The following is a 26,633-nucleotide window of genomic DNA, read 5'->3' on the forward strand; positions in this document are numbered from 1 at the left end:
AGTGTTCTCTTCACTCAATGCTCACGATATGCAAGCGTGTAATCTAGGGCATCCAGATTCACTTTAAGGAGTTGTGTTAACAACTCAAGATGTTCAGCATTGGTGTTTAATGCTGGAATATACTCGTAACGCTGACCACCAGATTCCAAAAATAGTTCAGCATTTTCTACTTCAAGTTCCTCTAAAGTTTCCAAACAGTCCGCAGAAAACGCCGGGCTTAAAATTTGAACACTTTCTACGCCACTTTTGCCCCACTCTTCAAGCAAGGCGTCGGTATACGGTTTGACCCATTCCTGCTTTCCAAAACGAGACTGGAAGCTGATGGCCCATTCATCTTCGTGTAATCCCAAATGTGCAGCAACCAGTCGAGCCGTTTCACGGCAACGCTCTGGATACGGATCACCTTTGTCGGCATAAGGCTGTGGAATACCATGAAACGACATCAAGAGTTTTTGTGCCTTGCCATGAGTTGCCTGAAAACGTGAAATACTGTTGGCCAGTGCTTCGATATATAAAGGATGACGATAGTAATCTTTCAGAATTGTCAGGCCCGGCAAATGGCGCTGCTTGGGAATCCAGCGCGCAAAGGCATCATATAGCGGTGCAGTTGAAGTGGCCGAATATTGTGGAAATAACGGCAATACAATCACATGCTCTTGTGGCATTTGCGACAAGTTTTTGAGCACCGCTTGAATGCCCGGATTGCCATATGACATGGCCGGAATAATATTCAGGTCTAAATGAGGATACTGCGTATCGAGCTGCTGCTTAATGCCCGCAACCTGTGCATACAGAATTTCCCGCATGGGTGAATCCTGATTCCAGATACTGGCATACGCCTCTGCAACGCGCTTGGGACGAAACGGCAATACAAAACAATTCAGAATAATCTGCCAAATCACTTTTGGAATTTCGATTACCCGCTGATCCGATAGGAACTGTCGCAAAAATTCACGCACAGCCGGTGCTGTCGCAGCATCGGGTGTGCCCAGATTGGCCAAAATCACTGTAACTTTTGGTTTAGGTATGCTTGGCATACTTTGTCCTGTATCAATACCCTATGACTGAGCTTAATGTATCAGGTTTTCAGGTTATTTATAAATTGGAATATGAATCAGTTTTTGATTGAAAATTTCGATTTTGATGTTGAAAGTAGCGATCAACCATATGCTGCCCTGCTGCGGTCAGTCGCCACTGCATTCGTTGCTGTTCATCACGTTGAACCGGAACAATCCATTCGTTTTGTCGCATTTGCAGTTTGATGTGATACAAGCCATGTACCAGAATTTGTGCCCGTCCGACCGCATAGACCTGAGGCAGCGTTTTTTGTATGTCGCTTAAGGCAGTATCATTGAGGTAATCATTGAGGCACTTGGCAAAATATTCTTCGGGGATTGGGCTTTGAAACACCTTGGAGAGTTCATATAGCAGGCGCCCCCATGGCTCGGTGCGTTGCAAGGTTAACTCGTGAATATGGCCATCTTCATAAGCCTGAATACGGTATTCAAACCGATACACGTCGTCGATGGACACATCACAAATGGCCACCATATCCTCTTCGCACTGACGCAATGTACGTTGTAATTGCAGAAGCTTGCTGCGCAGATGATCAATTTCATCTTGCAGAGTTTGCATATTTTGCGGACGAATCCAGCCCAGTACCGGAAAGCACTCCAGCATATGCAGCATGTTGCTGCGCAAGGTATGTTCTAATTCACGTAAGTTTTGATAATAAAATACCTGATCGACTTCTTGCTGTAGCTGCTTACGAAATTCGATAAATTTTGCACGAGCAGGTGCCGATGCATCATGTAATTCTTCTGCACGCGCATCGGGATCGGCATGCATGAACACCACCATAGGCTTTTGCTTGGTGATGGCGTAGATATACTCCAGATGCATATAACTAATGCCCGAAACCGAGCAGTCGCCGTATTGGCTACCCAAAAGCAAAATCACATAATCACAATCATCAATTTGCCGACGGGCAATTGCGGTGCTTACGGGTGAGCGCTGTTCGACACACCACGATGAAAAACCCATTCCAATCAAGGTTTGTGCAATCACACGGCGCTCAGGCGACATCTCAGCACCTGAGGTTGCGACAAACACTTGATAGCGCCGATCGAGCATGCGGCAGTCCTCTTTCAGCTACTGATGGATTGCAAGGAAATAAAGATCAATCTTATATTTATCATGAATCGAATCTTTTTATTTGGTCTTTTGCGCAGTATAAACCTGAATCGAGTTTAGCTGCCACGTAAGATGCGATGGAATCAAGTGTTCAACCACCTGACGGGTCTGTTCAAGTTGCTGACCTGTGACAAAGCACGCGATCCGCAATCCCGAGGCATGTTCATGTTCAGCAATCAGTTGATTTTTAATCAGAATTTGGGCCGTTTGTCGTGCCACCGCAACACCTGAATCAATCAGAATGAGCTGGCTGCCAAATAACTGTTCAATCGCATCTTTTAAAAATGGATAATGGGTACATCCCAACACCAGATGATCTGCCCCCTGATCAATCACGGGTTGCAATATCTGACGCAATAACGTCAAACAGGCGTGGCTCATTTCCTGCCCCGCTTCAATCAGCGGCACTAGCTCCAGACACGTCACTGGTATCACGCGCACCCCCGCAGGCTGTGCAAAGTGATCGATTACATCCTTGATGAGCTGTCCACGAAAGGTGGCCGGCGTTGCCAAGACCGCGACCACCTTCGATTTACTTTGGAGCACCGCAGGTTTTAACGCAGGTACCAGCCCCACAATCGGAAACGATTCGCCATAATGGGCACGCAAACTGTCTAGGCTAAAAGCGGATGCAGTATTGCAGGCCACCACAGCCATTTTACAGCCCTGACGGTATAACCATTCAATACCACGGGCCGTCAACTGACGAATATCGTGATCGGGCCGTGGTCCGTAAGGTACATGCGCTGTATCGGCCAAATATACGATCTGCTCATTGGGCAAATGACGGGCAATTTCCTGCGCAATCGACAAGCCACCTACACCCGAATCAAACACTCCGATGGGTGCATCGGCAGACGCCGCAGGCATCGGGTCAAGTTCAAGAGAAACAGGAAAGATGGCAGTCATTTCAGCACTTCAAAGACAAGATGGAACTGAGCATCAAGCTTAAACCTCAACTGTCTAAATGCAAGAGCAAATCACCACTTTTTAGTGTTAAAACCACTTTTCCATCTGGTGTTTCATCGAGCTGGCCCAGTTCTACCAGATGATAAAATACCTGTCGTTGAATTAAGGCATTGAGTCCAAAACGTACATGTACATAGGGGCGCCGTTCGCCAGCGTATTCCTGCATAAAAATCGGATGTGCATCATCGACCAGCACCATATCCTGATTGGTCGTGGTCAATTGCAAATACGCCTGCCCGTCAATCTGAACCTGCTCGACCCGATTGACCAATAAAGGCGCATCTTCAACCTCGATTTCGATTTGCTCGACCGGGGTTTTCAGATAAAATTTGCCCGCCTCTTGCCACAGTACACTTGAGAACAGATCCAGCATGCTTTGTCGTTTCATTAATTGACCTTCGTGCCACCATTCTCCATTGGCTTTAATGATCAAATCCATTTTACCGCAATGCTTTGGGTGCCACTGGTCGAGAGGTGGTATTGACCTTTTGTGACTTTGCTGTACATCTTTTACGTATTGTGCAATGTTGATTAAGTTTTTATCATCATCTGAGGGTGATTTTTCACTCTCCTGAGATGAATTATTTTGATTTACCATAGTTTATGCCTTGCTGACGAGAAAATATAACGACTCAGCCAATTGGCTAGATGACGGTTTAAATCTATACTAGCCCAGACTATTAAAGACACGATCCGTGGCTTGTGTCTAGAGATTCAGAACACTCATGGCAGCACCGAATATCAAATTACGGTTGCCACCCTTAGCAATATGAGGAGTCCTACATGGAACACATCGAACGAGAAGCGATGGAGTTTGACGTAGTGATCGTTGGTGCAGGACCTGCAGGTCTGTCTGCTGCGATTAAAATTCGCCAACTCGCGATTGAAAATAATTTATCCGATCTATCCGTCTGCGTCGTCGAGAAAGGTTCCGAAGTAGGCGCTCACATCCTGTCTGGGGCGGTACTTGAGCCACGCGCGATGAATGAGCTTTTTCCGAACTGGAAAGAAGAAGGTGCGCCGCTAAATGTACCGGTTACCGAAGATAAAACCTATTTCTTGATGTCTGATGAAAAGTCTCAGGAAGCACCACACTGGATGGTGCCTAAAACCATGCATAACGATGGCAATTATGTCATTTCGCTCGGCAATGTGGTGCGCTGGTTGGGTCAAAAGGCAGAAGAACTGGAAGTGTCTATTTTCCCAGGTTTTGCTGCAGCAGAAGTGCTTTATCATGCTGATGGGACCGTTAAAGGTATTCAGACCGGCGACATGGGCATTGGTAAAGATGGTGAACCAACGCATAACTTTGCGCCAGGTTATGAACTGCATGCCAAATATACCTTGTTTGCCGAAGGATGCCGTGGTCATTTAGGTAAACGCCTGATCAACAAGTTTAATCTCGACAAAGATGCCGATCCACAGCATTACGGTATCGGAATTAAAGAGCTTTGGGAAATCGATCCAGCGAAACACAAACCGGGCTTGGTGATGCACGGTTCTGGCTGGCCATTGAGTGAAACAGGCTCTTCGGGCGGCTGGTGGCTTTATCATGCCGAAAATAACCAAGTGACCTTGGGCATGATCGTGGATTTATCTTATGAGAATCCGCACATGTTCCCGTTTATGGAAATGCAGCGCTGGAAAACCCATCCCCTCATCAAGCAATATCTTGAAGGTGGCAAACGTATTTCGTATGGCGCGCGCGCTGTGGTGAAAGGTGGCTTGAACTCATTGCCGAAACTGACCTTCCCAGGCGGTTGCTTAATTGGTGATGACGCAGGTTTCTTAAACTTTGCCAAGATCAAAGGCTCTCACACTGCCATGAAATCTGGCATGCTGTGTGGCGAAGCGGTATTTGAAGCGATTGCACGTGGTGTCGAAAAAGGCGGTGACTTGGCTGTTGCCCGTGTTGTGGAAGGTGATGATCTGTTCGACAAAGAACTGACTGCCTACACGCACAAATTTGACAACAGCTGGCTCAAAGAAGAATTACACCGCACCCGTAACTTTGGTCCAGCCATGCACAAGTTTGGCCTCTGGATGGGTGGTGCCTTTAACTTTGTTGACCAAAATATCTTTCAAGTGCCATTTACCTTGCATGACCTGCAACCGGATTATAGTGCTTTAAAAACACAAGACAAAGTCAGTGTTAAGCCGACGTATCCAAAACCTGATGGCAAGATTACTTTTGATCGTTTGTCTTCTGTGTTTGTTTCAAATACCTTGCATGAAGAAAATCAGCCATCGCATTTGAAATTGACCGATGCCAGCATTCCTGTTGCAGTGAATCTGCCTAAATGGGATGAACCGGCACAGCGTTACTGCCCTGCGGGTGTATATGAAATTGTGGCTGAAGATGGTGCTGCGCCGCGCTTCCAGATCAACGCTGCAAACTGTGTACACTGCAAAACCTGCGATATTAAAGATCCTTCGCAAAATATCACTTGGGTGACACCAGAAGGTGGTGGTGGTCCAAACTATCCAAATATGTAAATATTTGGATCGTTCTTGCGAAGCGATAATCGCTTCTCATCTCCAAATATATCGTCATACGCTTAAGCTAGAGCGGGTGGTTAAACAAACCACCCGCATAAAAAAACTGGATCAAGGATCCAGTTTTTTTATTTTCAGTATGAATAATTAATGTGTCATTAACTGCACATAGACCTGTTTAAATAAATCGTAGTCGATATATTCAAGATGTGCTTCCTGTACGCCTTGTACAGTTGCTGGGCTAAGTTTATTTTGACGGGTATCGACATAAACACGCCCTAAGATATTGGCCACCTCGAGCAACTGTTTACGCTGAGTCGCATCCAGCTCATTTTCTTTTTCAAAGCTCAGCATATACTGCTGGGCAAACAAGCGTTGTGGCTGATGTTTAAATTGTTGCTGCAACGTCTTCCACTGCTGACGCTCGGTTTTGGTTTGCATGGCTTGTGTCACGATACGGTCAACGTCATAGCCGAGTTCAGCATCAAATTGATCGTCCTGCACCAACTTATGCTTTTGTTGCAACTGTTTTATCACGGCCAAACGCTTTGCATTAAGCGGATTGGTTTTTTCATCTGAATACCAATAAGCATAAACCTGCGCAATTTCGTTTAAATCCTGACGTGAATGATGTCGAACAAACTCAGGGGAATCTGCGGTGAGCTTGGCAATGAACACGGCATTAAAGGTCTTTTCATAAGATCGGGTTTGATCGTAAGTGCGTTCAGCCAGTTGATTTAACTGATCGTCCCAAGACAATTCAGCACCTGAAGAGGTCTTTGATGTGGTGTCCTGCCCTAAGGTTTTACTTAGATTTCCCACAAGCCCTTCGATCATGGAGCCCTTACTGGCCTCCTTAAATGATTTGGCTTGTTTTAACTGCTTGGAATCGATAGGTGTCGCATGGCCATAGTTTTGTATTAGGGTATCGGCACGAAGATTAAGCTTTTTGTCACTGCCCGGCAAAGTAAAGCCGAGATTATAGTCGATGGTAGCCGCTCGACCTTGAGCATCAAGACCGACATCGATGACAAACGGATTGGAGCTTTGTACCTTCGCCTTCACACGCTGAACCTCAGCTTGATGTTTATTCCATAAAGCTTTAAACGCATCTTGATCGATAAACTGGTTTTGATCGTAAGCCGCAAAAGTTTTGGCCAGTTCTGCACGCGCTTCAGTGAGACCCAAAATTTTTGGTGTCTGCACCGATTGCAGAACATCGATGTCGTACTGTTGCATACAATAGGTCGCATCGCCTGCCGCAATCGGCTGATTTGACTGGTTCAAGGCTTGGCATGCTTCGGCATCTAAACCGTCTACAACCGCGACAGACGTCTCCTGATCCGATGCCTCAGAGTCAGATTCGGACTCAAGCTCAGTTGCCTCGAGTTCTTCGCTGGCCGTTAAATTAAATTTTTGATTGAGTAACTGATACAGCGACAGTGCAGCAGCATCGGCTTGCTGCTCTGGTGTCTCTTTGCCAGTCACGATTTTTTCGGCTTGCTGAGCTGTGGCCTCACCTTCCGCCCACTGCTCAAGCGATTGATCTTTAAGCCCTAAAACAGACTGGTTAAAGTATTTTTGATTGACCTGTTCAAACATGCCCGATTGTAGTGATACATCCTCAAGCGTGGTCTTGAGACGGATTTTTTCAACCACACCTTTGGCTTGATCATCACGATTTATCGATAGACGCTGTAATTGTCCGGGTTCGGCCAGATCATACATCACAGCAGTTGAGGCCTTCAGATACTCGACCAGCTTTTGCATATTGACCTGTTTCAATTGCTCTGAATATTTAGAAAAATCGAGATAGGCCAATGAGTCTTGGCTCTCCTGATTCACCAGATACGGCATAATGGCAAAATAATTGGTATAAAAGCGATAGGCCTTTAAATCCAGAATCATCGGAACTTTGGCCTGCACCAACAAGGTGGGCTTTTCATAACGTGCCGTTAAATTAAAGCTGCCGATCCGTTCGCGATAGTGAATGGAGCCGTCAAATTTAAATTGAACGTCATTTAAAATATTGAGTAAGGTCTCGGCTATTTTTTCAAAACGCGATGGATCAAGCGCACCCGATTTTTTTTGCTGCGCAATGGCCGCGTAAAAGGCCTGTTTCTCCGCAGAACTCAGCTTAATCTGTTGATCTGCTAAAAATTGATCGATTTTCAGCTGCAAAGCTGGATCGAGCAAAGCAGGCGCTGGGTGATTTTTGCGACTTTGAGCTGTCGATGCATCCACGTTTACTGAAAAATGACCGCTATAGTCATAACTTGGATATTGATACATGGCATTTAAACCACGAACAGCTTGCTGATCAAGCGCTTGCTTTTCATTATTGGTTTTTATGACATGTTGGGTACAACCACTCAGACTCAAACCCAATAAACAAAAAGTTAAGTATTTTAGACGTATCATTACCGATTACACCGTTAATATAGTTATAGTTTCAAAGCTTCAACTTGTTTTTTTGAAAAAAACACAGGTTTTTGACTGTATCAGAAAATCAGAATCAAAACGAACCAGATCGATCTTCAATTCGCTTTTCTGACATTTTTTTCAAGTCACGTTATCAATGTTTTTTTAGCCAGCTGTGTCAATAATAAATCATCAATAGAGCCACTCTATTCCAATCCATTTAGGAGTTAAGACGATGCCAGCGTATAAAGCCCCACTCCGTGATGTACGTTTCTTGATGAATGAAGTGTTTGATTATCCTGCGCACTTTAAAACTCTGTCAAACGGAGAAAATGCAGATCCAGATACTATCGACATGATTTTAGAAGGTGCGGCCGATTACTGTGAAAATGTGTTGTCACCTTTGTATCAAAGTGGTGATGATGAAGGCTGTCATTTTGAAAACGGTGAGGTGCGCACTCCAAAAGGTTATAAGGAAGCCTACGACCAGTTCGTGCAAGGCGGCTGGCAGGGTCTTTCGTATCCGGAAGAATTTGGTGGTCAGGGCTTGCCTATGTCACTCAATCTCATCAAATCTGAAATGATGGGTACTGCAAACTGGGCTTTCACCATGTATCCAGGCCTGAGTATGGGCTGTATGAATACCATCTTGCAGTTTGGTAGTGAAGAACAAAAAAATACTTACATGCCGCACTTGGTGGCAGGAACATGGTCGGGCACCATGTGTTTGACCGAGCCACAATGTGGTACAGATTTGGGACAAGTCAAAACCAAAGCCGAACCTCAAGCAGATGGTACCTACAAGCTCACTGGAACCAAAATTTTTATTTCGGCGGGTGAACATGATCTGACAGAAAATATCGTGCATATTGTGTTGGCACGTTTACCAGATGCCCCTCCGGGAACACGCGGTATTTCACTATTTATTGTGCCAAAATTTTTGCCAACCGCAGACGGCGGTGTAGGTGAGCGCAACACGGTGAACTGTGGTTCGATTGAGCATAAAATGGGGATCAAAGCTTCAGCCACTGCAGTGCTTAACTTTGATGGTGCAACCGCTTATCTGATTGGTGAAATCAACAAAGGTTTGCATGCCATGTTTACCTTTATGAATACCGCACGTATCGGGACAGCGGTACAAGGGATTGCACATGCCGAGCTGTCTTATCAGGGATCATTGCCATATGCCAAAGAGCGTATGTCCATGCGTGCACTCTCTGGGAAAAAAGATCCGGATAAAGTGGCCGATGCGATTATCCATCATGCCGATGTACGTCGTATGCTGTTGACTCAAAAGGCAATTGCCGAAGGTGGTCGTGCCATGATTTATCATGCTGCACAATTGGCCGATAAAATGACCGATGCACTTCTGGTGGGCGATCAGGCAAAGTATGAAGAATACGACGATAAATTAGGCTTTTATACGCCAATTTTGAAAGGCTTTTTGACCGAGCTGGGCCTCGAAGCTGCCAATCATGGCGTGCAGGTGTTTGGTGGGCATGGGTACATCAAAGAATGGGGTATGGAACAAATCGTACGTGATGCACGCATTGCCACTTTGTATGAAGGAACAACAGGCGTACAGGCGCTCGATTTGATTGGTCGTAAAGTATTATTGTCTTCAAAAGGTAAAGTAGTTCGTGACTATACTGCCGAAATTTTGAAATTCTGTGGCCGTCATGCACGTAACAAATATCTGCGCCGTTTTGCTTGGGATTTAACCAAACTATGCGCACAGTGGAATACACTGACTGTACGTATTATGCTTGCCGCACGTAAAGACCGTGACATTGTATCGTCTGCCTCAATGGATTATTTGATGTTCTCAGGCTACGTGATGATGGCTTATTTCTGGGCACAGCAGGCAGTGATTGCTTCTGAGAAATTAGAAGCAGGTGACGGCAAAGAAACTGCGGAATTTTACAAAGCTAAAATTAAAGTTGCAGACTTCTATTTTGAACGCTTGTTGCCACGTACTCAAGGGCATGCAGAATCGATGGTGAATCCATCTCGCTCCTTGATGGCACTGCCTTCAGAACATTTCAGTTTTGATTATTAATTCAAATTCAAAAAAGGGCATCCGATGATGCCTTTTTTTTAATCGTCTCTTTTTTCTAGAATATATTCTTGCTTAGGTGCGATGAGTCCAAATTCTAGTTCACGGCGTGGATTTAATTTTTCGTGATCGATCGTACGCGCCAGATTAAGCTTTAAATCTTGATCGGGTTCAATTTTGTAGTAAATGTCGACGCCTTCGTTTAGCTCTATCACGATCTGGTTGTGGGTTTTATCTAAGGTCCAGTTATCTTGACGATAAGCACTTTTTTCCTTGATGTTGCCTTCTGCGCCCAGTCGTCCCGGATTCACCAAGGTCTGATGTGCTGTACCATCTTCTAATAACGTCAAAATATATTCGGCACTGCCCTGCGGACAATTAAATGCCGTATCTACACAGGCAATACGCGTGTGATAACGCCCGACATAACGCAAAGCATCTTCAGAAATTTCGGCATTTTTAAATGCATGCTGTGAAACTGGCAACGTCGCTTGCCCAGCAACATCGGATAATTTTTTGCCCGAATCGATCTGTACATTCATTTCTGAAGGGCGTACATGTTGACTCGACACATGCTCGTGCGAAGGATTGCTCGCATCACAAGCGGTCAGACTCATACCGATTACCCCCATACACATCAGGTGAGGTAGCTTGATCTGCTGTGACGATGAAAAAGGCATCATATTCATATCACAAAATACCGTAAACAAGACAAAACAAATAAGTGCGTGATAAGACTTAATTGTTGAAGAGCGTGAAAAAAAAGAGCGTGGTCGTAGCAAGACTGCAGCCTGAAACTCACCAGCTAAAGTTTAAACATCCGCTGTTTAAAATGAATGCAATTGTAAAATGGATCACGCCTTGAGGTGGGATTGCTTTACATAATTTAACCTTTTAGTTGCGTTTGTCACTTTAAAACAGGCCGACCTGCCCCACAAATAAAAATACAAGCATCGAGTTTCAAGATGTTTGCCGATATTATTTTTTAAGGAGAAACGTCAATGGCCACTACGGGTTTATACCGTTCCAACCGACAACATATGATCGCCGGTGTAATGGGCGGTATTGCTGAACGTTTTGGTTGGAACGCGAACTTACTTCGTTTGATTTTTATTGTGATTTCACTGATGAGTGCCGCCTTTCCGGGTATTTTGGTGTACCTGATTTTATGGCTGGTGATGCCAAAGCAACCGAAACGTTTGGCCTATAGTACAGTCAATGAGGGATATAGCCATCCGGTTCGCACCGTACATGAAGATCGACACTCACGTTAACCCACCCTTTGACCATGTTGGTCGCTACGGTTGTTTCCCCTAACATCAACCGTAGCTTTTTTTTGTTTAACTTTGCGTATGTAAAATAAGTTGTTGCTGGAGTGCTGCAATCATGTCGGCGCGGCTGATGATCCCCACCAACTGAGTCTGATCGACCACAGGAATATAATTAAACGATTTTTCGACAAAGTAAGGAATTAAATCGCCAATCGGCTGTAGCGGCTGTGCCGTGATCACCGTCCGATTCATAATTTGATTCACTGTAAATTCCCACGATGCCCGTAGATCTGCTGCGCGTTTAAACCATTCCACCACATCATAAAGCGCTAGCGTGCCGACCACCTGTTTATGCTGGTCAATCACGGGCAAGCTCATCAAGTTAATCTGTTTAAATTTTTCTAGTGCATCTTGAATTTCTTCGTGCTGATCAAGCGTCATGACGTCTTTACTCATAATATCGGCACAGACAAAATGGCTGATCTGGCGCTGCTGCGCCTGCGCTTGTGCATCTAAAATAATTTTTTCTAAATCGTACTGACTGATGTCGAGCAGCTCGGTCTGTGCCTGCATAGCACGCTGGATATCTTGTGGCTGAATGGTGACTTTTTGTGTGGGTGTCGGATCACTCGAACGCGTATTGACATGCCGAGGATACGGAAACTGACGACCAATCAAACGGTTAAATCCGATTGCAAAAGCCATTAATAAAACAGAATTGAGCAGGACGGGATATATCACAAAGGCATAACCCAGTTCATGTACCGTCGAACCACCCAATACTGCGGTAATGGCCACAGCACCGCTCGGCGGATGTAAGGCATCGGTCGACATCATCAGAAAAATTGCAATACCGACCGCAATACTCAATGCCAGTGTTTGATCTGGAATCCAGAGCGCACAGCTCACGCCTACTAGAGCGGCCAAGGTATTGCCCACCACAATATTCCACGGCTGAGCCAAAGGACTAGATGGCAAAGCAAACAGCAATACAGATGAAGCCCCCATCGGCGCAATGTACCAAGCATTCATGCCATGGAGTACCCACCAGCTTACCCAAGACGAAATGGCCAATCCAAGCAAGGCACCCACTGCACAGTACATCCGCTCTTTGAGCGCCAGCACGCGAAAATCGGGTTTTAGATCATTTAGCCAAGTTTGCTTTGTTGGATTCACCTGTCGTACGCCTCGGTATTGAACTGCCTGAGAGACAAAAGTATAAACAGACCAACCTTAAAAATGCATTTAAATTATATCTTATACACAGCAGTAAAATTGATTAACGATGATGCCGCTCAAAAAAACTCCAGATCAGGGTCGATGCATCGACACGATCATGCGGATTGGTGCTAGCAGGCCAAACATGGTGGCCTTTGGCGAGCTGATAAAACATCAGATCAGCCGCACAGCCCTCTCCTTTTAGACGTGTGACCTGTTTACTCATTACTTCCTCGCTTAATGTCTGGCACTGATTGGCGGCTTTCCAGTATTGAAGTGGAAATTGAACAGGCTCGAAGGCTTTGGTCTGCGCCTTGGCAACAAAACCGATTGAGCTGACTCCACCTGCCACCGGAACCACATGATCACGCGTACCATGAATCATCAAGATTGGCACAGGTGCCTTGGCAACTGGCGGCTGTTCAAACATCGCACCTGACACCACCGCCACTGCGGCCAACTGAGTGCCCATTTGCTCAGCCAACTGATACGTCAACATACCGCCATTAGAAAATCCGGCAATATAAATACGAGTGCTATCTATTGCATAATGCTGCTTTAGGTACGCAATTAATTGTTGAATAAAGCGCACGTCATCCACTTGCTGTTGCACGGCATCGCCACAACAGCCACCGCTATTCCAGACGCCTTTTTTTTCTGAAGGCCCAATCCCTTGAGGTGCCACTAATAAAAATCCGTGCGCTTTTGCCTGTGCTTGAAAACGCTTGATCATTTGTGAGGAGTTACCGCCACCACCATGTAAGGCAATCACCAGCGGCTGTGACTGGGCATTTGGATTGGGATTGAACAGTTCGAAACTACGCACCCGCTGATCGACATTGAGCCGCTTGTGCACAATCGGCAACTGATGATAGCGGATACTCTGCTGAATATGTGTCACAATTTTATCCGTCACCCAGCCTGCTTGCGTTGCTGTACTCAAGCCGAGTGTGGCCAAAATTGCCAGCAGAATACGACACTGCGAAGATGGAGTTTTAACTTTATTTTCAAACATATCGGGTGCTCGGCGACAGATTTTGATTCCACAATATCGCGCTCATTCCCGACAATCAATGTGGCTTTTGGTTGTTTTTTCTTGCTGCGAGCTACACAGAACCTTTGCCACTCCCCTGCAAAATCCTTATACTTATGAACAATTTTTTCGCATAAATTAGTGGATGCACATGAGTCGCGCCATCTCTCATATTGATACCTTTCAGGGCTTGATTCTTGCCCTACAAAATTACTGGGCCGAACAAGGCTGTGTGGTTCTTCAGCCTTACGATATGGAAATGGGCGCAGGCACATTTCATACTGCAACTTTCTTACGTGCGCTCGGACCTGAGACATGGAATGCGGCGTATGTTCAACCTTCTCGTCGTCCAAAAGACGGCCGTTATGGCGAAAACCCAAACCGTTTGCAGCACTACTATCAGTTTCAGGTGGTGCTTAAGCCAAATCCAGACAATATTCAACAGCTTTATCTCGACTCGCTCAAAGCGATTGGCATTGATACGCTGACCCACGATATCCGTTTTGTCGAAGATAACTGGGAATCGCCAACGCTTGGCGCTTGGGGTTTAGGCTGGGAAGTGTGGCTCAACGGTATGGAAGTGACACAATTTACCTACTTCCAGCAAGTCGGTGGCATCGAATGCTACCCTGTTACGGGTGAAATCACCTATGGCCTTGAGCGCCTTGCCATGTATCTGCAAGGTGTCGATTCAGTCTATGATCTGGTCTGGACCAAAGGCCAATTCGGTACAGTGACTTATGGCGATGTGTTCCATCAAAATGAAGTTGAGCAATCAACTTATAACTTCGAATATGCGCCTGTAGACAAACTGTTTGAATTGTTCGATTTTTATGAGTCTGAAGCGAATCGCTTAATTGACGCAAAACTCTCCTTGCCTGCTTATGAACAAGTCGTTAAAGCGTCGCATACCTTTAACCTGCTCGATGCACGCGGCGCGATTTCAGTCACTGAACGTCAGCGTTATATTTTACGTGTACGTACACTGGCTCGTGCGATTGCACAAAGCTATGTACAAGCGCGCGCAGAACTTGGCTTCCCAATGGCTGAACCACATTTACGTGATGAAGTATTGGCACAGTTAAAAGCACAAGCGGAAAGTGAAGTAGCAAAGGCGGAGAAAAACTAATGAGCAAACATACTGTTTTATTCGAACTTGGCTGTGAAGAGCTCCCACCAAAAAGCTTAAAAACTTTACGTGATGCCTTAAAAGCAGAAACAGAAAAAGGCTTAAAAGATGCGGGGTTAAACTTCGCTGCCATTGAAGCGTATGCAGCACCACGTCGTTTAGCGCTGAAAATTGTTGATGTCGATGCCGCACAAGCAGACACACAAAAACGTTTTGATGGCCCAGCTGTTCAGGCGGCTTACGATGCAGAAGGCAAACCAACGAAAGCACTTGAAGGCTTTATGCGTGGTCAGGGCATTACCGCCGATCAAGTCAGTACTTTTCAAGCGGGTAAAGTCGAGAAGGTTTGCTACCTAAAAGACGTCAAAGGTCAAAGCCTAGACGCGTTACTGCCACAGATTTTACAAACTGCCTTAGATAATTTACCGATTGCCAAGCGTATGCGCTCTGCGGCAAGCCGTACCGAGTTTGTACGTCCAGTGAAATGGGTGGTATTGCTTAAAGATGATCAAGTCGTTGACGCCACTATTCAGGATCACCAAGCGGGTAATGTGACTTATGGTCATCGTTTCCATGCACCTGAGGCTGTAACTTTGGCACATGCGAATGACTATTTAGCTGCTTTAGAAAAAGCGTATGTTGTTCCGAACTTTGAAAAGCGTCAGGCAACCATTCAAGAGCAAGTGAAAAAGTTAGCTGATGAAGTGAATGCAACTGCAATTGTTCCAGCTGACTTACTTGATGAAGTAACAAGCCTCGTTGAATGGCCTGTCGCTTTACGTGCAACCTTTGAAGAACGCTACTTAGCTGTTCCTCAAGAAGCACTGATTACCACCATGCAAGACAACCAGAAGTATTTCTGTTTGATCAATGCGGAAGGTAAATTACAGCCTTACTTCATTACAGTATCGAATATTGAGTCAAAAGATCCGACACAAATTATCGAGGGTAATGAAAAAGTTGTTCGTCCTCGTTTGTCTGATGCTGAATTCTTCTTCTTACAAGATCAAAAGCAACCGCTTGCGTCTCGTAAAGAAAAATTAACAAACATGGTATTCCAAGCACAGCTTGGTACGCTTTGGGACAAATCAACACGTATTGCCAAACTTGCAGTCGCGTTGTCTTCAATTACGGGTGCAAACCCAGCCGATGCTGAAAAAGCGGCATTACTTGCAAAATGCGACTTAACCTCTGAACTTGTGGGCGAGTTCCCAGAACTTCAAGGGATTGCGGGTACTTACTATGCGCGTATTGAAGGTGAAAACACTGAGGTTTCAGAAGCGTTAGGTGAGCAATATTTACCAAAATTTGCCGGTGATGTTTTACCTAAAACTAAAACCGGTACCACGGTTGCCCTTGCAGACCGTTTGGATACGCTAGTGGGTATTTTTGGTATTGGACAAGCGCCAACAGGTTCTAAAGACCCGTTTGCGCTTCGTCGCTCTGCCATTGGAATCTTGCGTTTAATCATTGAAAATGAATTGAACGTGACCATTGAAGAATTGGTCAATCTTGCACTTCAAGGCTATGGCGATATCGTCAAAGATCACGATAAAACCCGTACTGATGCGGTGGCTTTCTTGGAAGGTCGTTACCGTGCCAAATATGAAGACCAAGGCGTTGCTGTTGACGTACTTCAAGCAGTTCAGGTTCTTGCACCGAAGTCACCACTTGATTTTGACAAGCGTGTAAATGCTGTAAACTACTTCCGTGCGTTACCTGAAGCTGCTGCACTTGCTGCTGCGAATAAACGTGTTGCCAACATTCTTGCAAAAGAAGCGGCACCAGAAGGTGCAGTCGTTGAAGCCAATTTAGTAGAAGATGCAGAAAAAGCATTATTTGCTGAGCTTCAAGCCGTCACGCCTGTGGTTGAGCCATTACTTGCAGCAAAAGACTACACTGCTGCACTGTCTAAACTTGCCGCACTTCGCGCACCGATTGATGCCTTCTTTGATGGCGTGATGGTGATGGCTGATGATGCAGAGTTAAAAGCCAACCGTTTACGTTTGTTGGCACAGTTGCGTCACTTATTTACTGCGGTTGCGGATGTGAGTGTATTGCAGGGTTGATTCCTACTTTGTAATTAAAGCCATGTTTTTATCAGATAAAAACATGGCTTTTTTTATTGCTGTTGCGTCATCCGCTGTAACCAGTCTTTCGCTGAGCCAGTCAGATGAGGTGAAAGTTTTTCCCACACCAAGGCATGATAATCATTGAGCCAGCGGCGCTCGGATTCATTAAGCAATGCCATATCAATACAGCGATAGTCAAACGGACATAGCGTCAGTGTCTCAAAATAAAGAAAGTTACCATAGTCCGACTTGGCATCGGCCATCGGCTGATTCACCACTAAGTTTTCAAGTCGAATCCCCCATTGCCCCTCGCGGTAAAGTCCCGGCTCATTGGAGGTGATCATGCCTGCTTTCATACCCGAATAGGGTGTGATTGGCGCATAGTAAGACAGTACTTGCGGGCCTTCATGCACATTTAACGCAAAGCCAACGCCGTGACCCGTGCCATGACGATAATCCAGTTGCTCCTGCCATAATTCTTTTCGACAAATACTGTCGAGTAAAGGGGCTGCAATCCCTTCAGGAAATACAGTCTGCGCAAGTGCAATATGTGCCTTTAACACCAAAGTATAGTCGCGGCATTGCGCGGGTGTGGGTGACCCAATCGGCACCACACGGGTAATATCCGTGGTACCTGTCTGGTATTGACCACCTGAATCGATCAGCAATAAGCCCTGACCTTGAATCTGGGCAAATGAACTGTTTGTGGCACGATAGTGTGGCAAGGCACCATTTTGATTAAACCCGGCAATGGTGGCAAAACTCAGCCCTAAAAATCCAGATTGCTGCTGACGAAACTGGCTAAGACGTTCATCAATCGTGAGCTCTGTAATTGGCTGCTGCTCAGCCAACGCCTGCTCTAGCCAAGCAAAAAAATGTGCCAATGCAACACCATCTTTGACCATGGTCTGGCGCATCTGCTCAATTTCGATAGGTGTTTTCTGGGCTTTAAACAAACTACTCGGATTCAGGTCGATCTTGCGCTTGATCTGTGCCGGACAGGCCTGAACGTGGGCAACCGATACTTTCGTTGCATCGATCAGCAATGTGCCTGCCTTGAGCTGGCTCAATACCTCTTTGGTGGCGGTATAAGGCATAATGTGCAGGCCATCGCGGATCAAGCTGGCTTTGATCTGGCTCGACAGCTTGGCATCATCGATAAACAAAATGACGGTTTGATCATCATCGAGATATAAGTGTGCCAAAAAAACCGGATTAAACTCGACATCGGCACCACGTAAATTCAAGATCCAAGCAATATCATCCAGTGCAGATATGAAATGATGCTGACACTGTTTTTGTGTCATTTGCTCACGAATTGCAGCGATTTTTTCCTGTCGTGACTGTGTAATGACCTGCTCAGGCAATGCATATAGCGCAGCGCAGGGCAACACAGGCCGATCCGTCCAGATACGATCAATTAAATCCAGATCGGTACTCAGACGATAGTTTGCTCCGAGCGTTGTATGGAGTTGCTCGAATAATTGGAGTGAGGTGACTTCACCATCCATCGCAATATGTGCACCCTCAGGCAAGTGTTGGCTCAGCCAAGTCACATATGAGGTACGCGGATCTGGCGTTTGTTTTTGCAATACAATACCACTGCCTGCAAGCTGCTGCGCGGCTTGTACCCAGTAACGGCCGTCCACCCACAAACCCGCTTCAGTGGCTGTTACCACCAGCGTTCCCACCGAACCGGTAAAACCAGAAAGCCAGCTGCGGCTTTGCCAGTGTTCTGGTAAATATTCCGACATATGCGGATCGGCACTAGGAATCAGGTAGGCATCTATAGCATGCTGTTGCATCTGCTCCCGTAATTGTGCCAAACGGTACTGTGCACTGAGTTGTTGAATCTGCATGACCTTACCCTTGCTGATATTCGTGTTGATGCTGCATCAAACGTTGAATCGGTTTTCGTAACAGCGCAATCACGGCTGCGCCAATCAATAAAATTACCACACATTTTGAAAATAACGGCGGTAACTGGTGCAGTTGTTGACCAGAAACATGACCACCAATCCAGCCTGCCACCAGATTGCCCATCGCTGTAGCAGTAAACCAAATGCCCATCATTTGCCCAGACAAACCTTTCGGCGCCAGACGGGTCATGGCCGACAAGCCGACAGGGCTTAAACATAGCTCGCCCCATGTCATGAACAGCAAACATCCGATAAGCCAGAACGGCGATACTAAACCGCCATGATGCAGTACTTGCTGGGCAGCCAGAATCATCACCAGAAAGCCAAATGCTGCAAAAACTAAGGCCAGACTAAACTTGGCTAAATAGCCTGGCTCTTGTTGGCGTCGTGCCAGCGTGATCCATAACCATGCCGCCAGTGGTGCGAAAATAATAATAAAGATGGCATTAATTGATTGAAACCAAACCACCGGAATTTCAAAGCCACCGATATGACGCTCGGTATAATCCAATGCAAAAAGATTTAATGAAGTGGGCTGTTGCTCAAAGACAGCCCAAAATAATGTGGCGGCCAAAAACAAAATAAAACAGATCAGTAGTTTGGTTTTTTCAATACGATTTAAACGATGAAACAAAAATAAATAGGCAAAATAGACCGTCACAATCGCCAATATACTTAAGGCGAAATACTCCACGATCGCCACAGGCTGAATCACGATCCAACCTCGATAGAGGGAAAAAAATCCAGCTATAAGTAACACAGCGACTAGGCTAAGACCCTGCTTAATCTTACGAATTTTGGCAGGATCACGCAGTACCGAGCTTTGCACAGGCATATTCTGGTTCAATTGGCGTACCTGTGGCATAGCCAAACAACGAAAAATCAGCAGGGAAATCAACATACCGATACCGCCAATACCAAAGCCGACATGCCAACCGTACCGTTGTAAGAGCAATCCAGTGACGAGAGGTGCCAGAAATGCGCCGAGATTAATTCCCATATAGAAAATGGAAAATCCCGCATCACGACGCTGATCTTGTGCCTGATAAAGTGTGCCCACAATCACCGAAATACAGGTTTTAAATAAACCCGAACCAATCACCAGCAGCACCAGCCCTAAATAAAAAAACACGGTTGAAAACCATGCGGTGAGTGCAATTGATAAATGCCCCAGTGCAATGATCACTGAGCCGTACCATACCGCACGCTCTTGACCCAACCAATGGTCGGACAGCCAGCCACCGACCAAGGTAAACAGATAGATACATCCAGCAAATAAGCCGACAATCGCCGCTGCATCGGTACGTTGAAGCCCAAGTCCACCTTGAGTCACCATAGCCGACATATACAAAATCAGCAGTGGTCGGATCCCATAGTAGGAAAAGCGTTCCCAAAGCTCGGTCAAAAACAACCCTTGCAGCGGTTTGGGATGTCCTAAAAATCCGCGATCTAATCGTTTTGTTTCATCCTTCGTCATATGAATCCTTCATATTATTTTTTTATTTTGAAGAAATCAGCCTAACAAAACGGAAGCCAGGCACAATGACGCCGTGTTGTTATTTTTTAGACAAAATGTCAATTTATGATAATTCTATTAATTTTATTCAGTTTTTAAGCGCTATTTCTTAATATAGTTCATTATGATGAGACTTATAATAATAATTACACCACCTATGAGTACCCCTAATGACGGCCTCTCTCCTGTCATGATTAGGCCCAGTACAATCGCCACGAGTGGCGTACAATATAAAAAGCTTGATGCTTGGGTTAACGGAAGTGTTTTCAGTACACTGCCCCACAACACATGCGCCAATGCACTCGGAAAAATCCCCAACAGGACAATGGACAGATTGGCTTGCCACGAAGCAGCCATCACCGCTTGCGGCAGATGTGGACTAAACAGCAATAAAGGCAGTGTCCCCAACCAGATGACATAACACATCATGCTGAGTACGTCGTAATTGAGGGCGAACTTTTTATATAGATTAAAATAAATTGCCCATGCCACCGCTGCCCATACAATGAATAGGCTGTACAAGCTAGGAGGCTCCACACCACGATCCGCTGTGATGACCAGTACAGCGCCCACAAGCCCGAGTAAAATACAGCCCCATTGCTTCAGTTGAATGCGCTGTTTAAGCACAAATGCTGAAATCAGTAAGGTAAACAACGGAATCGATTGGCTTAAAATACTTGAAGCCACTGCACTCACATATTGCTGTCCGGCATTGATTAGTAAATGATGCAAGGTGACTGAAAAAAAACCCAGAATACCCAGCGCAGGAAGATCTTTAATCTTTAGCGGTTGAATTCCTTTTTTGGCCACCAGCACCAGTAAAAATAGCGACGCCAATATAAATCGTAATAGTGCAATCTGCTCGGGACGATAGGCCATCAGTGCACTGTGTACACCTATCGGTGAGTAGCCCCAGCACAATACGGTCAAGGCAATACAAGCATAGAGCTTCACTGGATATTTCTGTACCCCTAGTGGTGAGTAAATTGATATGGCCATGGTGGACTCGGCTGTGATCTCAAGTGGCGATGGCTTTAGCGTAACGGACTGTTGTATTAAGAAAAATTAACTTATATTGATTGCATCATTCATTTTTAATGAAGTATGGTCATGGAAATTAGTCAACTTCGTATGTTTCATACAATTGTTGAGGCAGGAAGTATGGCGCAAGCCGCTCTTCGGCTACATTGTGTGCCCTCCAATATCACCACACGCATCAAACAGCTTGAAGAAGAATTAAATACGGCGCTGTTTTATCGTGATGGAAAGCGCTTACAGCTCACCCCGTCGGGAGAAATCTTTCTGGACTATTGCCAGAAAATCTTGGCACTGTGCGATGAAGCCAAACGTAGTGTTCATCCCGATGCTGCGCCTTCAGGGCCATTACGCATCGGTGCAATCGAATCTTCGGCCACCACGCGTCTGCCGCAGTTACTCGCCAAATTTCATCAGCGCTATCCCGAGGTTAACATTCAAATCACCACAGGGACATGGAAACAACTTCTGCTCGATGTGAGCCAGCATAAAATCGACGGCGCAATTGTGGCAGGTTCGATTGAATTCCCATTGCTCAAAAAATTTGAGATTTATCAAGAAAACATGGTGTTGATTGCGGCCGAATCGCTTGGCGAAATTTCGACGCAAGAAGATTTGATTGGCAAAGAAATTTTTATGTGGACCGAAGGCTGTCCTTATCGTGCAGCACTTGAAGACTGGCTCAAACTTAAAAATATTTCACTCCCGATGACCAGTATTACCAGCTATGCCACCATTATTGGCTGCGTGAGTGCAGGCTCAGGCGTGTCGTTGATTCCAAAAAGCATGTATGAGCAATACAAAAATCTGCCTCAGCTTTGCGCTTATCAGTTTGATCATCTGACCGCGATTCAAAATCAGTTTTTCTGGCATCAAAATGTCTTAAATCATAAAGCTCGCGATGCTTTTTTAGCTTTGCTACAGCAGGAATTTTCTACAAAAAATTGCTAAAAACCGGGCTTTTGATTTTATCTTCTGGTTTAAAGTTCGCTATACTCAAGAAAATGAACAACAACATAGACTGAAAATATGAACTTAAAAACGCTTTCACTTGTGGGATTTACTTGTTTGGCTATCACTGCATGTTCAAGTAATCCACCTCTTCCTGAAACCACAGTTGGGGTAATTGAAGAAGTTAAGGATATCAAGGCCTTTCCGGACACCAAACACAACAAGGCCAAACTGATCAAACTAGGAAATCAATGCACCATCGAATTTACCGGGATGATGGAAGCCGGTAAGGCACGCGAGAACTGGACCTTTAGTGGCAATACCCTCATTTCGGCAACCTCTATCGTGATTGCCAAAGATGGTACAAGTGCCGCCAAGACTTTCGATTTGTACGATAAAAACGTACAAGCCAACTTCCTATCACTGCGTGACAACTTTAAGAAAGAAAATGTGGCCCTTTGCCAATAAACCAATTCTTCTGCCCTTAACGTGTTTAAGGGCAGAGTCCTGCTGTTATTTCTTCCTCACACCTGTATGCCTCGTGTAGCAAGCTGTATGGTTTTTTTCTAAAAAGCTGTTTATTGGCGCCGATCTGGTTAATATAAAGCAGACTTGATAGATGAACTTCACAGGATCGTGTTTATGTTAAAGCCTTTACTGCTGAGTCTTGCATTGAGTGTACCAGCGCTGACCATCACCAGCGTGACCTTTGCAGCAAACAGCACAGCATCCAATCCCTCAGATGCCAAAACGCCACCGTATGGCGATAACCCCAATATTTTTCGAGTGTTAACTTACAAGGCAGGAGAAAACCTGAACCGTCTTGGCAATTCGATCCAACGCGGTGCTGATAAATCCTCTGCCAAAATCAATGAAAAATGGGAAGACACCAAAAACTTTGGACAAGAGCAGTCTCAGGTTGCACAGCAAAAAGCCAGCAATGCCAAAAGCTACACCGAACAAAAATGGCAACAAACCAAAGCCGCAGTTGCAGGTGACCCAAGTGCTACCGTTCCCATTGAACAGCGTAGCCTGAGCCAGCCATCAACGACAGCATCTCCAGCACCGTCATCTGCTGCCCCATCGGGTGCTGTGACCACGCCTCTTGGTGAAAGTGCTACACCTTAATCAGACATTGACTCGACGCTTGATCTGACCCTGTAAGAATCCCAATGTATTTTCGGTCAGTTGGTCGACAATCCGCTGTCTGGCTTGCACACTGCCCCACGCCGAATGTGGCGTGATAATCAAATTATCGGGCGTGTGATCGAGCAGCGGATTCCCGGATGTAGGCGGTTCGACGCTCAGTACGTCTGTTGCAGCACCAGCAAGAATGCCCTGATTTAAAGCCGCTAACAGATCGGCTTCATGTACAATTCCACCGCGGGCACAGTTGATCAAGAAAGCCGTAGGCTTCATACGCGCCAATGCCTGTGCATCAATTAAATGTCGGGTGTGTTCACTTAACGGACAGTGCAAACTTAAAAAATCAACTTGAGGTAAGAGTTCTTCAAGCGCAAGTCGATCTGCATGTGCCGGCCGTCCGGGAATATTGGCCACCAGCACCTGCATACCAAAGGCTTGTGCCAAACGTGCAACTTCCTGACCTAACTCCCCATAGCCAACAATTCCCAAAGTTTTGCCAGAGAGTTCTATAATTGGATAATCTAAAAAGCAAAATTGTGATGCCTGCTGCCAGCGACCTGCCGCAACGGCGCGATCATAACGAATGAGAGATGTTGCCAGCGCCAGCATGAGCGTTAAAGTGTGCTGGGCAACCGAAGCTGTGCCGTAGCCCTGACAGTTACACACCACAATACCGCGTGCTTTGGCTGCCGCTAAATCGACATTATTGGTTCCAGTTGCCGAGATTAAAATCAGTTTCAAGTGTGGTAATTGTTCAATTGTTTGCGCATCGAGAATCACTTTATTGGTGATCGCTACATCGATATTGCGTAAGCGTGAAAGTACCTGATCTGGTGTCGTGGCTGTATAAAGTTCAAAACGTTGAAAACAGTCGCGTAATGCCTGAAAATCCAGATCATTCATATCGAGTGAACCGTAATCTAAAAATGCCGCGTTGAGACTCATATGCTGCTCTTTTGTAAATATTATAAAAAAAGGGATTGCTGAACAGATGCTCAGCACCCGGATTCGCTCTTTCTTTATACGGGTTCAGTCTGAACAATATCAAGGCTTGCCGATTATAAATACTGTCTAGTTACCCTTGATCAAACGATAAAATCGATCTATTTGCTGCTCTTCACGATTTCTCCGCATCTACGTTTCTGCTGTTCTTGGCGTGTAATTTTTTTGATGGAACGCACACAAATCACGATTTGTTGAATATGATACACACGTCAACCGCTCGACTTTGCGCCGAGTGTGATTTTAAAGGACAGAAAAATGAAAATGATCAAATCTGCTGTTTTGGCTGTGAGCGTACTTGCTTCTGCTGGTGTTTTCGCGGGGAGTGCTGCGCTCAATGTAGGTGCAAATGCACAAGTTGATTCGAATGGTGGTTTACTGGGCCGTGTAGGTAGTGGCGTAGGCAACATCGTGGGTACTACTTTACATACCACACGTGATATTGCCACCACGGCCACTGGTGCTTCACTCGGTGTTGCGGGTCAAGCTGTTCATGCATCGCGCGATATCGCAGTGAATGCGACTGATCGTGCATTTGGTGTTGCAGACCGTGTGACCGACCGTGGTGAACGTAGCGTTGAACAAGCACGTTATGAAGAGCAGCGTCAACGTGAACAAGCGCGTCAGTACCGTGCAGAACAAAAAGCACGTGCAGATTCACGCTGGTCGAATCAGAAAAAAGAGCGCTCAAACGCTGGCGTAAAAGCCAATACACAAGTGGGTGTTCGTGTCGGATCGATCAATGCAAATGCAGGTGTCGATGCCAATGTATCCCCACGTAATCTTGGCGTACAAACACAAGTAGGTGTGGGTCGCTAAGCGTTTAGCCATATTGAATATGAATTGAAAAAGGGACGATATCTCGTCCCTTTTTTATATAGTATGCACTTACTGGACGGCACTGAATTTCTCTAGCTCACCCACTGAGCCTTCAGCAAAATGACATAGTCCATGCTCATCGCTGCTTAAGTTTAAGTTTTTATAACTAAGCACATAATAATCAGGATATTTTTTAATCACAATCGGATTCATATCTGGAGTGAGCGTTTCATGCTCTTTAAATAATTTGGTCACCCGCCGATCATTCATGACCACCAGATAATGCTCGCCATTAATTTCTATTTTGAGCAAGCCGCTCATTTTGGCTTCGACCGCAATCAAGTATTTATTATTACGAGTTACTGCTTCTTCAGGATAACACTCAATCTTGTGGCTAATCAGATTAAACACCACCAGATTGCCAAAATGATCTTGTAACTGGTTGCTGGTGGCCTGCGACAAGTTCACTTTGATGCCGAGCTTTTGTAAATCTTGCTCGGTCACCTGACGACGGTTGAGCATAACTCGCGTGATCAGTTGCTTCAAATTCGCATCGAGATATTGATCGTCCAGATGCAAATCATTACTGCGTAAAATCCGGCCCAGTGCCGCGCTGTGCCGCGACATCAGGTTATGGATGACGGTACGGTAGTAAAATTTACTGTTTTTCTTAACGCTACGCATCTGCTGATAAAAATAACGCTGATCGAGCGGATGGCGAATAAAATCGTTGAGCAAGCTCGAACTGGCCAGCACAGATAAAGCTTCATGCCCGGTAAATGGCAAATGCAGTGTCAAAAGCTGCGGTACCACCTGCTTGATTTTGAGGTAATGTTCACGGTCTTCACGGTAGTAGGGATCGTACACCACGATATATTCGGCATCGCTGCAAACATTTTCATGACGAATTTCCATATCGCGATGCACATTAACATCGAAAAATTCGGCATATCGGCGGTCTTCGACCACTTGCGGATCAATCGAATACTGTGGCACAAAGGCAATTACGCGCTGCATCCGCAGTAAAGCAGAGAACTTGATGGCCGCATATCCCCCCATTGAACCGCCATATCCGACCACCGTTTCAAAGGTGTCTAAAATCGGATTGACCTGCTCCATCATCTGTTGCATCGATGCTTCGGGAAACCATGATTTCACTTTCGGCATGATACCGAGCACGTTATAGTCGTATTTGACTAAGGATTTTTCGGCATTAATTGACAAACCTTTGGCCCGTGTAATCAGATCACCAAAAGAGATGACCAGTTCACTTGAGGTTCCTTTGAGAAAAATGACACGGATATGTTCATCTTCAAAAATTATTTGTTTGTCCATGGATACACCGAAAATTATGACCAATGTTCATTTTTGCGTTAAGGCAAGCCAC

General features: G+C 45.5%; 22 protein-coding genes. 9 read left to right on the top strand and 13 right to left on the bottom strand.

Translation table 11 applies throughout. The features are described 5' to 3' along the window. Nucleotides 1-14: 14 nt before the first annotated feature. The 4 genes from hemH to QLG00_RS15015 form a co-directional block, all read right to left on the bottom strand. Nucleotides 15-1,037: a ferrochelatase gene (gene hemH / locus QLG00_RS15000; RefSeq protein WP_212515283.1), complete on the bottom strand. Its 1,023-nt coding sequence runs from the start codon at nucleotides 1,035-1,037 to the stop codon at nucleotides 15-17. A gap of 58 nt (nucleotides 1,038-1,095) precedes the next feature. Further along, a complete protein-coding gene (locus QLG00_RS15005) occupies nucleotides 1,096-2,133 on the bottom strand; it encodes a DUF4062 domain-containing protein (protein WP_004945132.1) in 1,038 nt (345 codons plus the stop codon). A gap of 78 nt (nucleotides 2,134-2,211) precedes the next feature. Next, nucleotides 2,212-3,102 carry a glutamate racemase gene (murI, locus tag QLG00_RS15010; protein WP_282471311.1) on the bottom strand — a complete coding sequence of 297 codons (891 nt, stop codon included), beginning with the start codon at nucleotides 3,100-3,102 and terminating at the stop codon, nucleotides 2,212-2,214. 46 nt (nucleotides 3,103-3,148) lie between these two features. Continuing rightward, entirely contained in the window at nucleotides 3,149-3,760 is a 612-nt protein-coding gene (locus QLG00_RS15015) for a DUF1285 domain-containing protein (protein WP_282471312.1), read from the bottom strand. Nucleotides 3,761-3,945: 185 nt separating this feature from the next. On the opposite strand from QLG00_RS15015, the gene QLG00_RS15020 reads away from it, so the two are divergent. Further along, nucleotides 3,946-5,658 carry an electron transfer flavoprotein-ubiquinone oxidoreductase gene (locus QLG00_RS15020; RefSeq protein ID WP_004934437.1) on the top strand — a complete coding sequence of 571 codons (1,713 nt, stop codon included), beginning with the start codon at nucleotides 3,946-3,948 and terminating at the stop codon, nucleotides 5,656-5,658. Between the two features lie 147 nt (nucleotides 5,659-5,805). On the opposite strand, the gene QLG00_RS15025 is transcribed toward QLG00_RS15020, so the two are convergent. Then, nucleotides 5,806-8,079, bottom strand: coding sequence for a hypothetical protein (locus QLG00_RS15025; protein WP_282471313.1), 2,274 nt, complete (start codon nucleotides 8,077-8,079; stop codon nucleotides 5,806-5,808). A gap of 235 nt (nucleotides 8,080-8,314) precedes the next feature. On the opposite strand from QLG00_RS15025, the gene QLG00_RS15030 reads away from it, so the two are divergent. Further along, nucleotides 8,315-10,138, top strand: a complete 1,824-nt coding sequence (locus tag QLG00_RS15030; protein ID WP_004934431.1) for an acyl-CoA dehydrogenase C-terminal domain-containing protein — start codon at nucleotides 8,315-8,317, stop codon at nucleotides 10,136-10,138. 38 nt (nucleotides 10,139-10,176) lie between these two features. On the opposite strand, the gene QLG00_RS15035 is transcribed toward QLG00_RS15030, so the two are convergent. Further along, a complete protein-coding gene (locus QLG00_RS15035; protein ID WP_252511630.1) occupies nucleotides 10,177-10,818 on the bottom strand; it encodes a hypothetical protein in 642 nt (213 codons plus the stop codon). Nucleotides 10,819-11,136: 318 nt separating this feature from the next. Between QLG00_RS15035 and QLG00_RS15040 the strand changes: the two genes are divergently transcribed. After that, nucleotides 11,137-11,409: a PspC domain-containing protein gene (locus tag QLG00_RS15040; RefSeq protein WP_004934426.1), complete on the top strand. Its 273-nt coding sequence runs from the start codon at nucleotides 11,137-11,139 to the stop codon at nucleotides 11,407-11,409. Nucleotides 11,410-11,475: 66 nt separating this feature from the next. Here QLG00_RS15040 and QLG00_RS15045 read toward each other — a convergent pair whose 3' ends face one another. After that, the gene (locus QLG00_RS15045) at nucleotides 11,476-12,582 is read right to left on the bottom strand and encodes an HPP family protein (protein ID WP_282471314.1); all 1,107 of its coding nucleotides are present in this window, start codon (nucleotides 12,580-12,582) and stop codon (nucleotides 11,476-11,478) included. Nucleotides 12,583-12,685: 103 nt separating this feature from the next. Further along, on the bottom strand, nucleotides 12,686-13,639 hold the full coding sequence (locus QLG00_RS15050) for a dienelactone hydrolase family protein (protein WP_004945115.1): 954 nt from the start codon (nucleotides 13,637-13,639) through the stop codon (nucleotides 12,686-12,688). Between the two features lie 169 nt (nucleotides 13,640-13,808). On the opposite strand from QLG00_RS15050, the gene glyQ reads away from it, so the two are divergent. Then, on the top strand, nucleotides 13,809-14,786 hold the full coding sequence (gene glyQ, locus QLG00_RS15055) for a glycine--tRNA ligase subunit alpha (protein ID WP_119025309.1): 978 nt from the start codon (nucleotides 13,809-13,811) through the stop codon (nucleotides 14,784-14,786). Continuing rightward, the gene (gene glyS, locus QLG00_RS15060; protein ID WP_282471315.1) at nucleotides 14,786-16,855 is read left to right on the top strand and encodes a glycine--tRNA ligase subunit beta; all 2,070 of its coding nucleotides are present in this window, start codon (nucleotides 14,786-14,788) and stop codon (nucleotides 16,853-16,855) included. Before glyQ ends, glyS begins: the two co-directional genes overlap by 1 nt. Before the next feature lie 53 nt (nucleotides 16,856-16,908). Here the strand turns inward: glyS and QLG00_RS15065 are convergent, their stop codons facing one another. The 3 genes from QLG00_RS15065 to QLG00_RS15075 all read right to left on the bottom strand — a co-directional run bounded on the left by QLG00_RS15065 (nucleotide 16,909) and on the right by QLG00_RS15075 (nucleotide 21,292). After that, complete coding sequence (locus QLG00_RS15065) at nucleotides 16,909-18,717, bottom strand: aminopeptidase P family protein (protein ID WP_282471316.1); 1,809 nt, start codon at nucleotides 18,715-18,717, stop codon at nucleotides 16,909-16,911. A 4-nt stretch (nucleotides 18,718-18,721) separates the two neighbouring features. Then, entirely contained in the window at nucleotides 18,722-20,254 is a 1,533-nt protein-coding gene (locus QLG00_RS15070; protein ID WP_151814906.1) for a peptide MFS transporter, read from the bottom strand. Between the two features lie 141 nt (nucleotides 20,255-20,395). Next, a complete protein-coding gene (locus QLG00_RS15075) occupies nucleotides 20,396-21,292 on the bottom strand; it encodes a DMT family transporter (RefSeq protein WP_282471317.1) in 897 nt (298 codons plus the stop codon). 111 nt (nucleotides 21,293-21,403) lie between these two features. Between QLG00_RS15075 and QLG00_RS15080 the strand changes: the two genes are divergently transcribed. The 3 genes from QLG00_RS15080 to QLG00_RS15090 all read left to right on the top strand — a co-directional run bounded on the left by QLG00_RS15080 (nucleotide 21,404) and on the right by QLG00_RS15090 (nucleotide 23,407). Next, a complete protein-coding gene (locus tag QLG00_RS15080) occupies nucleotides 21,404-22,279 on the top strand; it encodes a LysR family transcriptional regulator (protein WP_004945098.1) in 876 nt (291 codons plus the stop codon). Between the two features lie 78 nt (nucleotides 22,280-22,357). Beyond that, nucleotides 22,358-22,747: a hypothetical protein gene (locus QLG00_RS15085; protein ID WP_004934404.1), complete on the top strand. Its 390-nt coding sequence runs from the start codon at nucleotides 22,358-22,360 to the stop codon at nucleotides 22,745-22,747. 174 nt (nucleotides 22,748-22,921) lie between these two features. Further along, a complete protein-coding gene (locus QLG00_RS15090; protein WP_004934400.1) occupies nucleotides 22,922-23,407 on the top strand; it encodes a hypothetical protein in 486 nt (161 codons plus the stop codon). Here QLG00_RS15090 and QLG00_RS15095 read toward each other — a convergent pair whose 3' ends face one another. Next, a complete protein-coding gene (locus QLG00_RS15095; protein WP_149930023.1) occupies nucleotides 23,408-24,370 on the bottom strand; it encodes a 2-hydroxyacid dehydrogenase in 963 nt (320 codons plus the stop codon). It lies immediately after the preceding gene. Nucleotides 24,371-24,685: 315 nt separating this feature from the next. On the opposite strand from QLG00_RS15095, the gene QLG00_RS15100 reads away from it, so the two are divergent. After that, the gene (locus QLG00_RS15100; RefSeq protein WP_055414890.1) at nucleotides 24,686-25,246 is read left to right on the top strand and encodes a hypothetical protein; all 561 of its coding nucleotides are present in this window, start codon (nucleotides 24,686-24,688) and stop codon (nucleotides 25,244-25,246) included. A 69-nt stretch (nucleotides 25,247-25,315) separates the two neighbouring features. Here QLG00_RS15100 and QLG00_RS15105 read toward each other — a convergent pair whose 3' ends face one another. Then, on the bottom strand, nucleotides 25,316-26,581 hold the full coding sequence (locus QLG00_RS15105) for a hypothetical protein (RefSeq protein WP_282471318.1): 1,266 nt from the start codon (nucleotides 26,579-26,581) through the stop codon (nucleotides 25,316-25,318). Nucleotides 26,582-26,633 lie beyond the last annotated feature (52 nt).

It is taken from the genome of Acinetobacter sp. V89_7, from assembly GCF_029967895.1.
Taxonomy (GTDB): Bacteria; Pseudomonadota; Gammaproteobacteria; order Pseudomonadales; family Moraxellaceae; genus Acinetobacter; species Acinetobacter soli.

What these genes read in the sequence shown, in the direction of transcription:
- hemH (WP_212515283.1), bottom strand. Translation starts at nt 1,037, where the DNA reads ATGCCAAGCATACCTAAACCAAAAGTTACAGTGATTTTGGCCAATCTG.
- QLG00_RS15005 (WP_004945132.1), bottom strand. Translation starts at nt 2,133, where the DNA reads ATGCTCGATCGGCGCTATCAAGTGTTTGTCGCAACCTCAGGTGCTGAG.
- murI (WP_282471311.1), bottom strand. Translation starts at nt 3,102, where the DNA reads ATGACTGCCATCTTTCCTGTTTCTCTTGAACTTGACCCGATGCCTGCG.
- QLG00_RS15015 (WP_282471312.1), bottom strand. Translation starts at nt 3,760, where the DNA reads ATGGTAAATCAAAATAATTCATCTCAGGAGAGTGAAAAATCACCCTCA.
- QLG00_RS15020 (WP_004934437.1), top strand. Translation starts at nt 3,946, where the DNA reads ATGGAACACATCGAACGAGAAGCGATGGAGTTTGACGTAGTGATCGTT.
- QLG00_RS15025 (WP_282471313.1), bottom strand. Translation starts at nt 8,079, where the DNA reads ATGATACGTCTAAAATACTTAACTTTTTGTTTATTGGGTTTGAGTCTG.
- QLG00_RS15030 (WP_004934431.1), top strand. Translation starts at nt 8,315, where the DNA reads ATGCCAGCGTATAAAGCCCCACTCCGTGATGTACGTTTCTTGATGAAT.
- QLG00_RS15035 (WP_252511630.1), bottom strand. Translation starts at nt 10,818, where the DNA reads ATGATGCCTTTTTCATCGTCACAGCAGATCAAGCTACCTCACCTGATG.
- QLG00_RS15040 (WP_004934426.1), top strand. Translation starts at nt 11,137, where the DNA reads ATGGCCACTACGGGTTTATACCGTTCCAACCGACAACATATGATCGCC.
- QLG00_RS15050 (WP_004945115.1), bottom strand. Translation starts at nt 13,639, where the DNA reads ATGTTTGAAAATAAAGTTAAAACTCCATCTTCGCAGTGTCGTATTCTG.
- glyQ (WP_119025309.1), top strand. Translation starts at nt 13,809, where the DNA reads ATGAGTCGCGCCATCTCTCATATTGATACCTTTCAGGGCTTGATTCTT.
- glyS (WP_282471315.1), top strand. Translation starts at nt 14,786, where the DNA reads ATGAGCAAACATACTGTTTTATTCGAACTTGGCTGTGAAGAGCTCCCA.
- QLG00_RS15065 (WP_282471316.1), bottom strand. Translation starts at nt 18,717, where the DNA reads ATGCAGATTCAACAACTCAGTGCACAGTACCGTTTGGCACAATTACGG.
- QLG00_RS15070 (WP_151814906.1), bottom strand. Translation starts at nt 20,254, where the DNA reads ATGACGAAGGATGAAACAAAACGATTAGATCGCGGATTTTTAGGACAT.
- QLG00_RS15075 (WP_282471317.1), bottom strand. Translation starts at nt 21,292, where the DNA reads ATGGCCATATCAATTTACTCACCACTAGGGGTACAGAAATATCCAGTG.
- QLG00_RS15080 (WP_004945098.1), top strand. Translation starts at nt 21,404, where the DNA reads ATGGAAATTAGTCAACTTCGTATGTTTCATACAATTGTTGAGGCAGGA.
- QLG00_RS15085 (WP_004934404.1), top strand. Translation starts at nt 22,358, where the DNA reads ATGAACTTAAAAACGCTTTCACTTGTGGGATTTACTTGTTTGGCTATC.
- QLG00_RS15090 (WP_004934400.1), top strand. Translation starts at nt 22,922, where the DNA reads ATGTTAAAGCCTTTACTGCTGAGTCTTGCATTGAGTGTACCAGCGCTG.
- QLG00_RS15095 (WP_149930023.1), bottom strand. Translation starts at nt 24,370, where the DNA reads ATGAGTCTCAACGCGGCATTTTTAGATTACGGTTCACTCGATATGAAT.
- QLG00_RS15100 (WP_055414890.1), top strand. Translation starts at nt 24,686, where the DNA reads ATGAAAATGATCAAATCTGCTGTTTTGGCTGTGAGCGTACTTGCTTCT.
- QLG00_RS15105 (WP_282471318.1), bottom strand. Translation starts at nt 26,581, where the DNA reads ATGGACAAACAAATAATTTTTGAAGATGAACATATCCGTGTCATTTTT.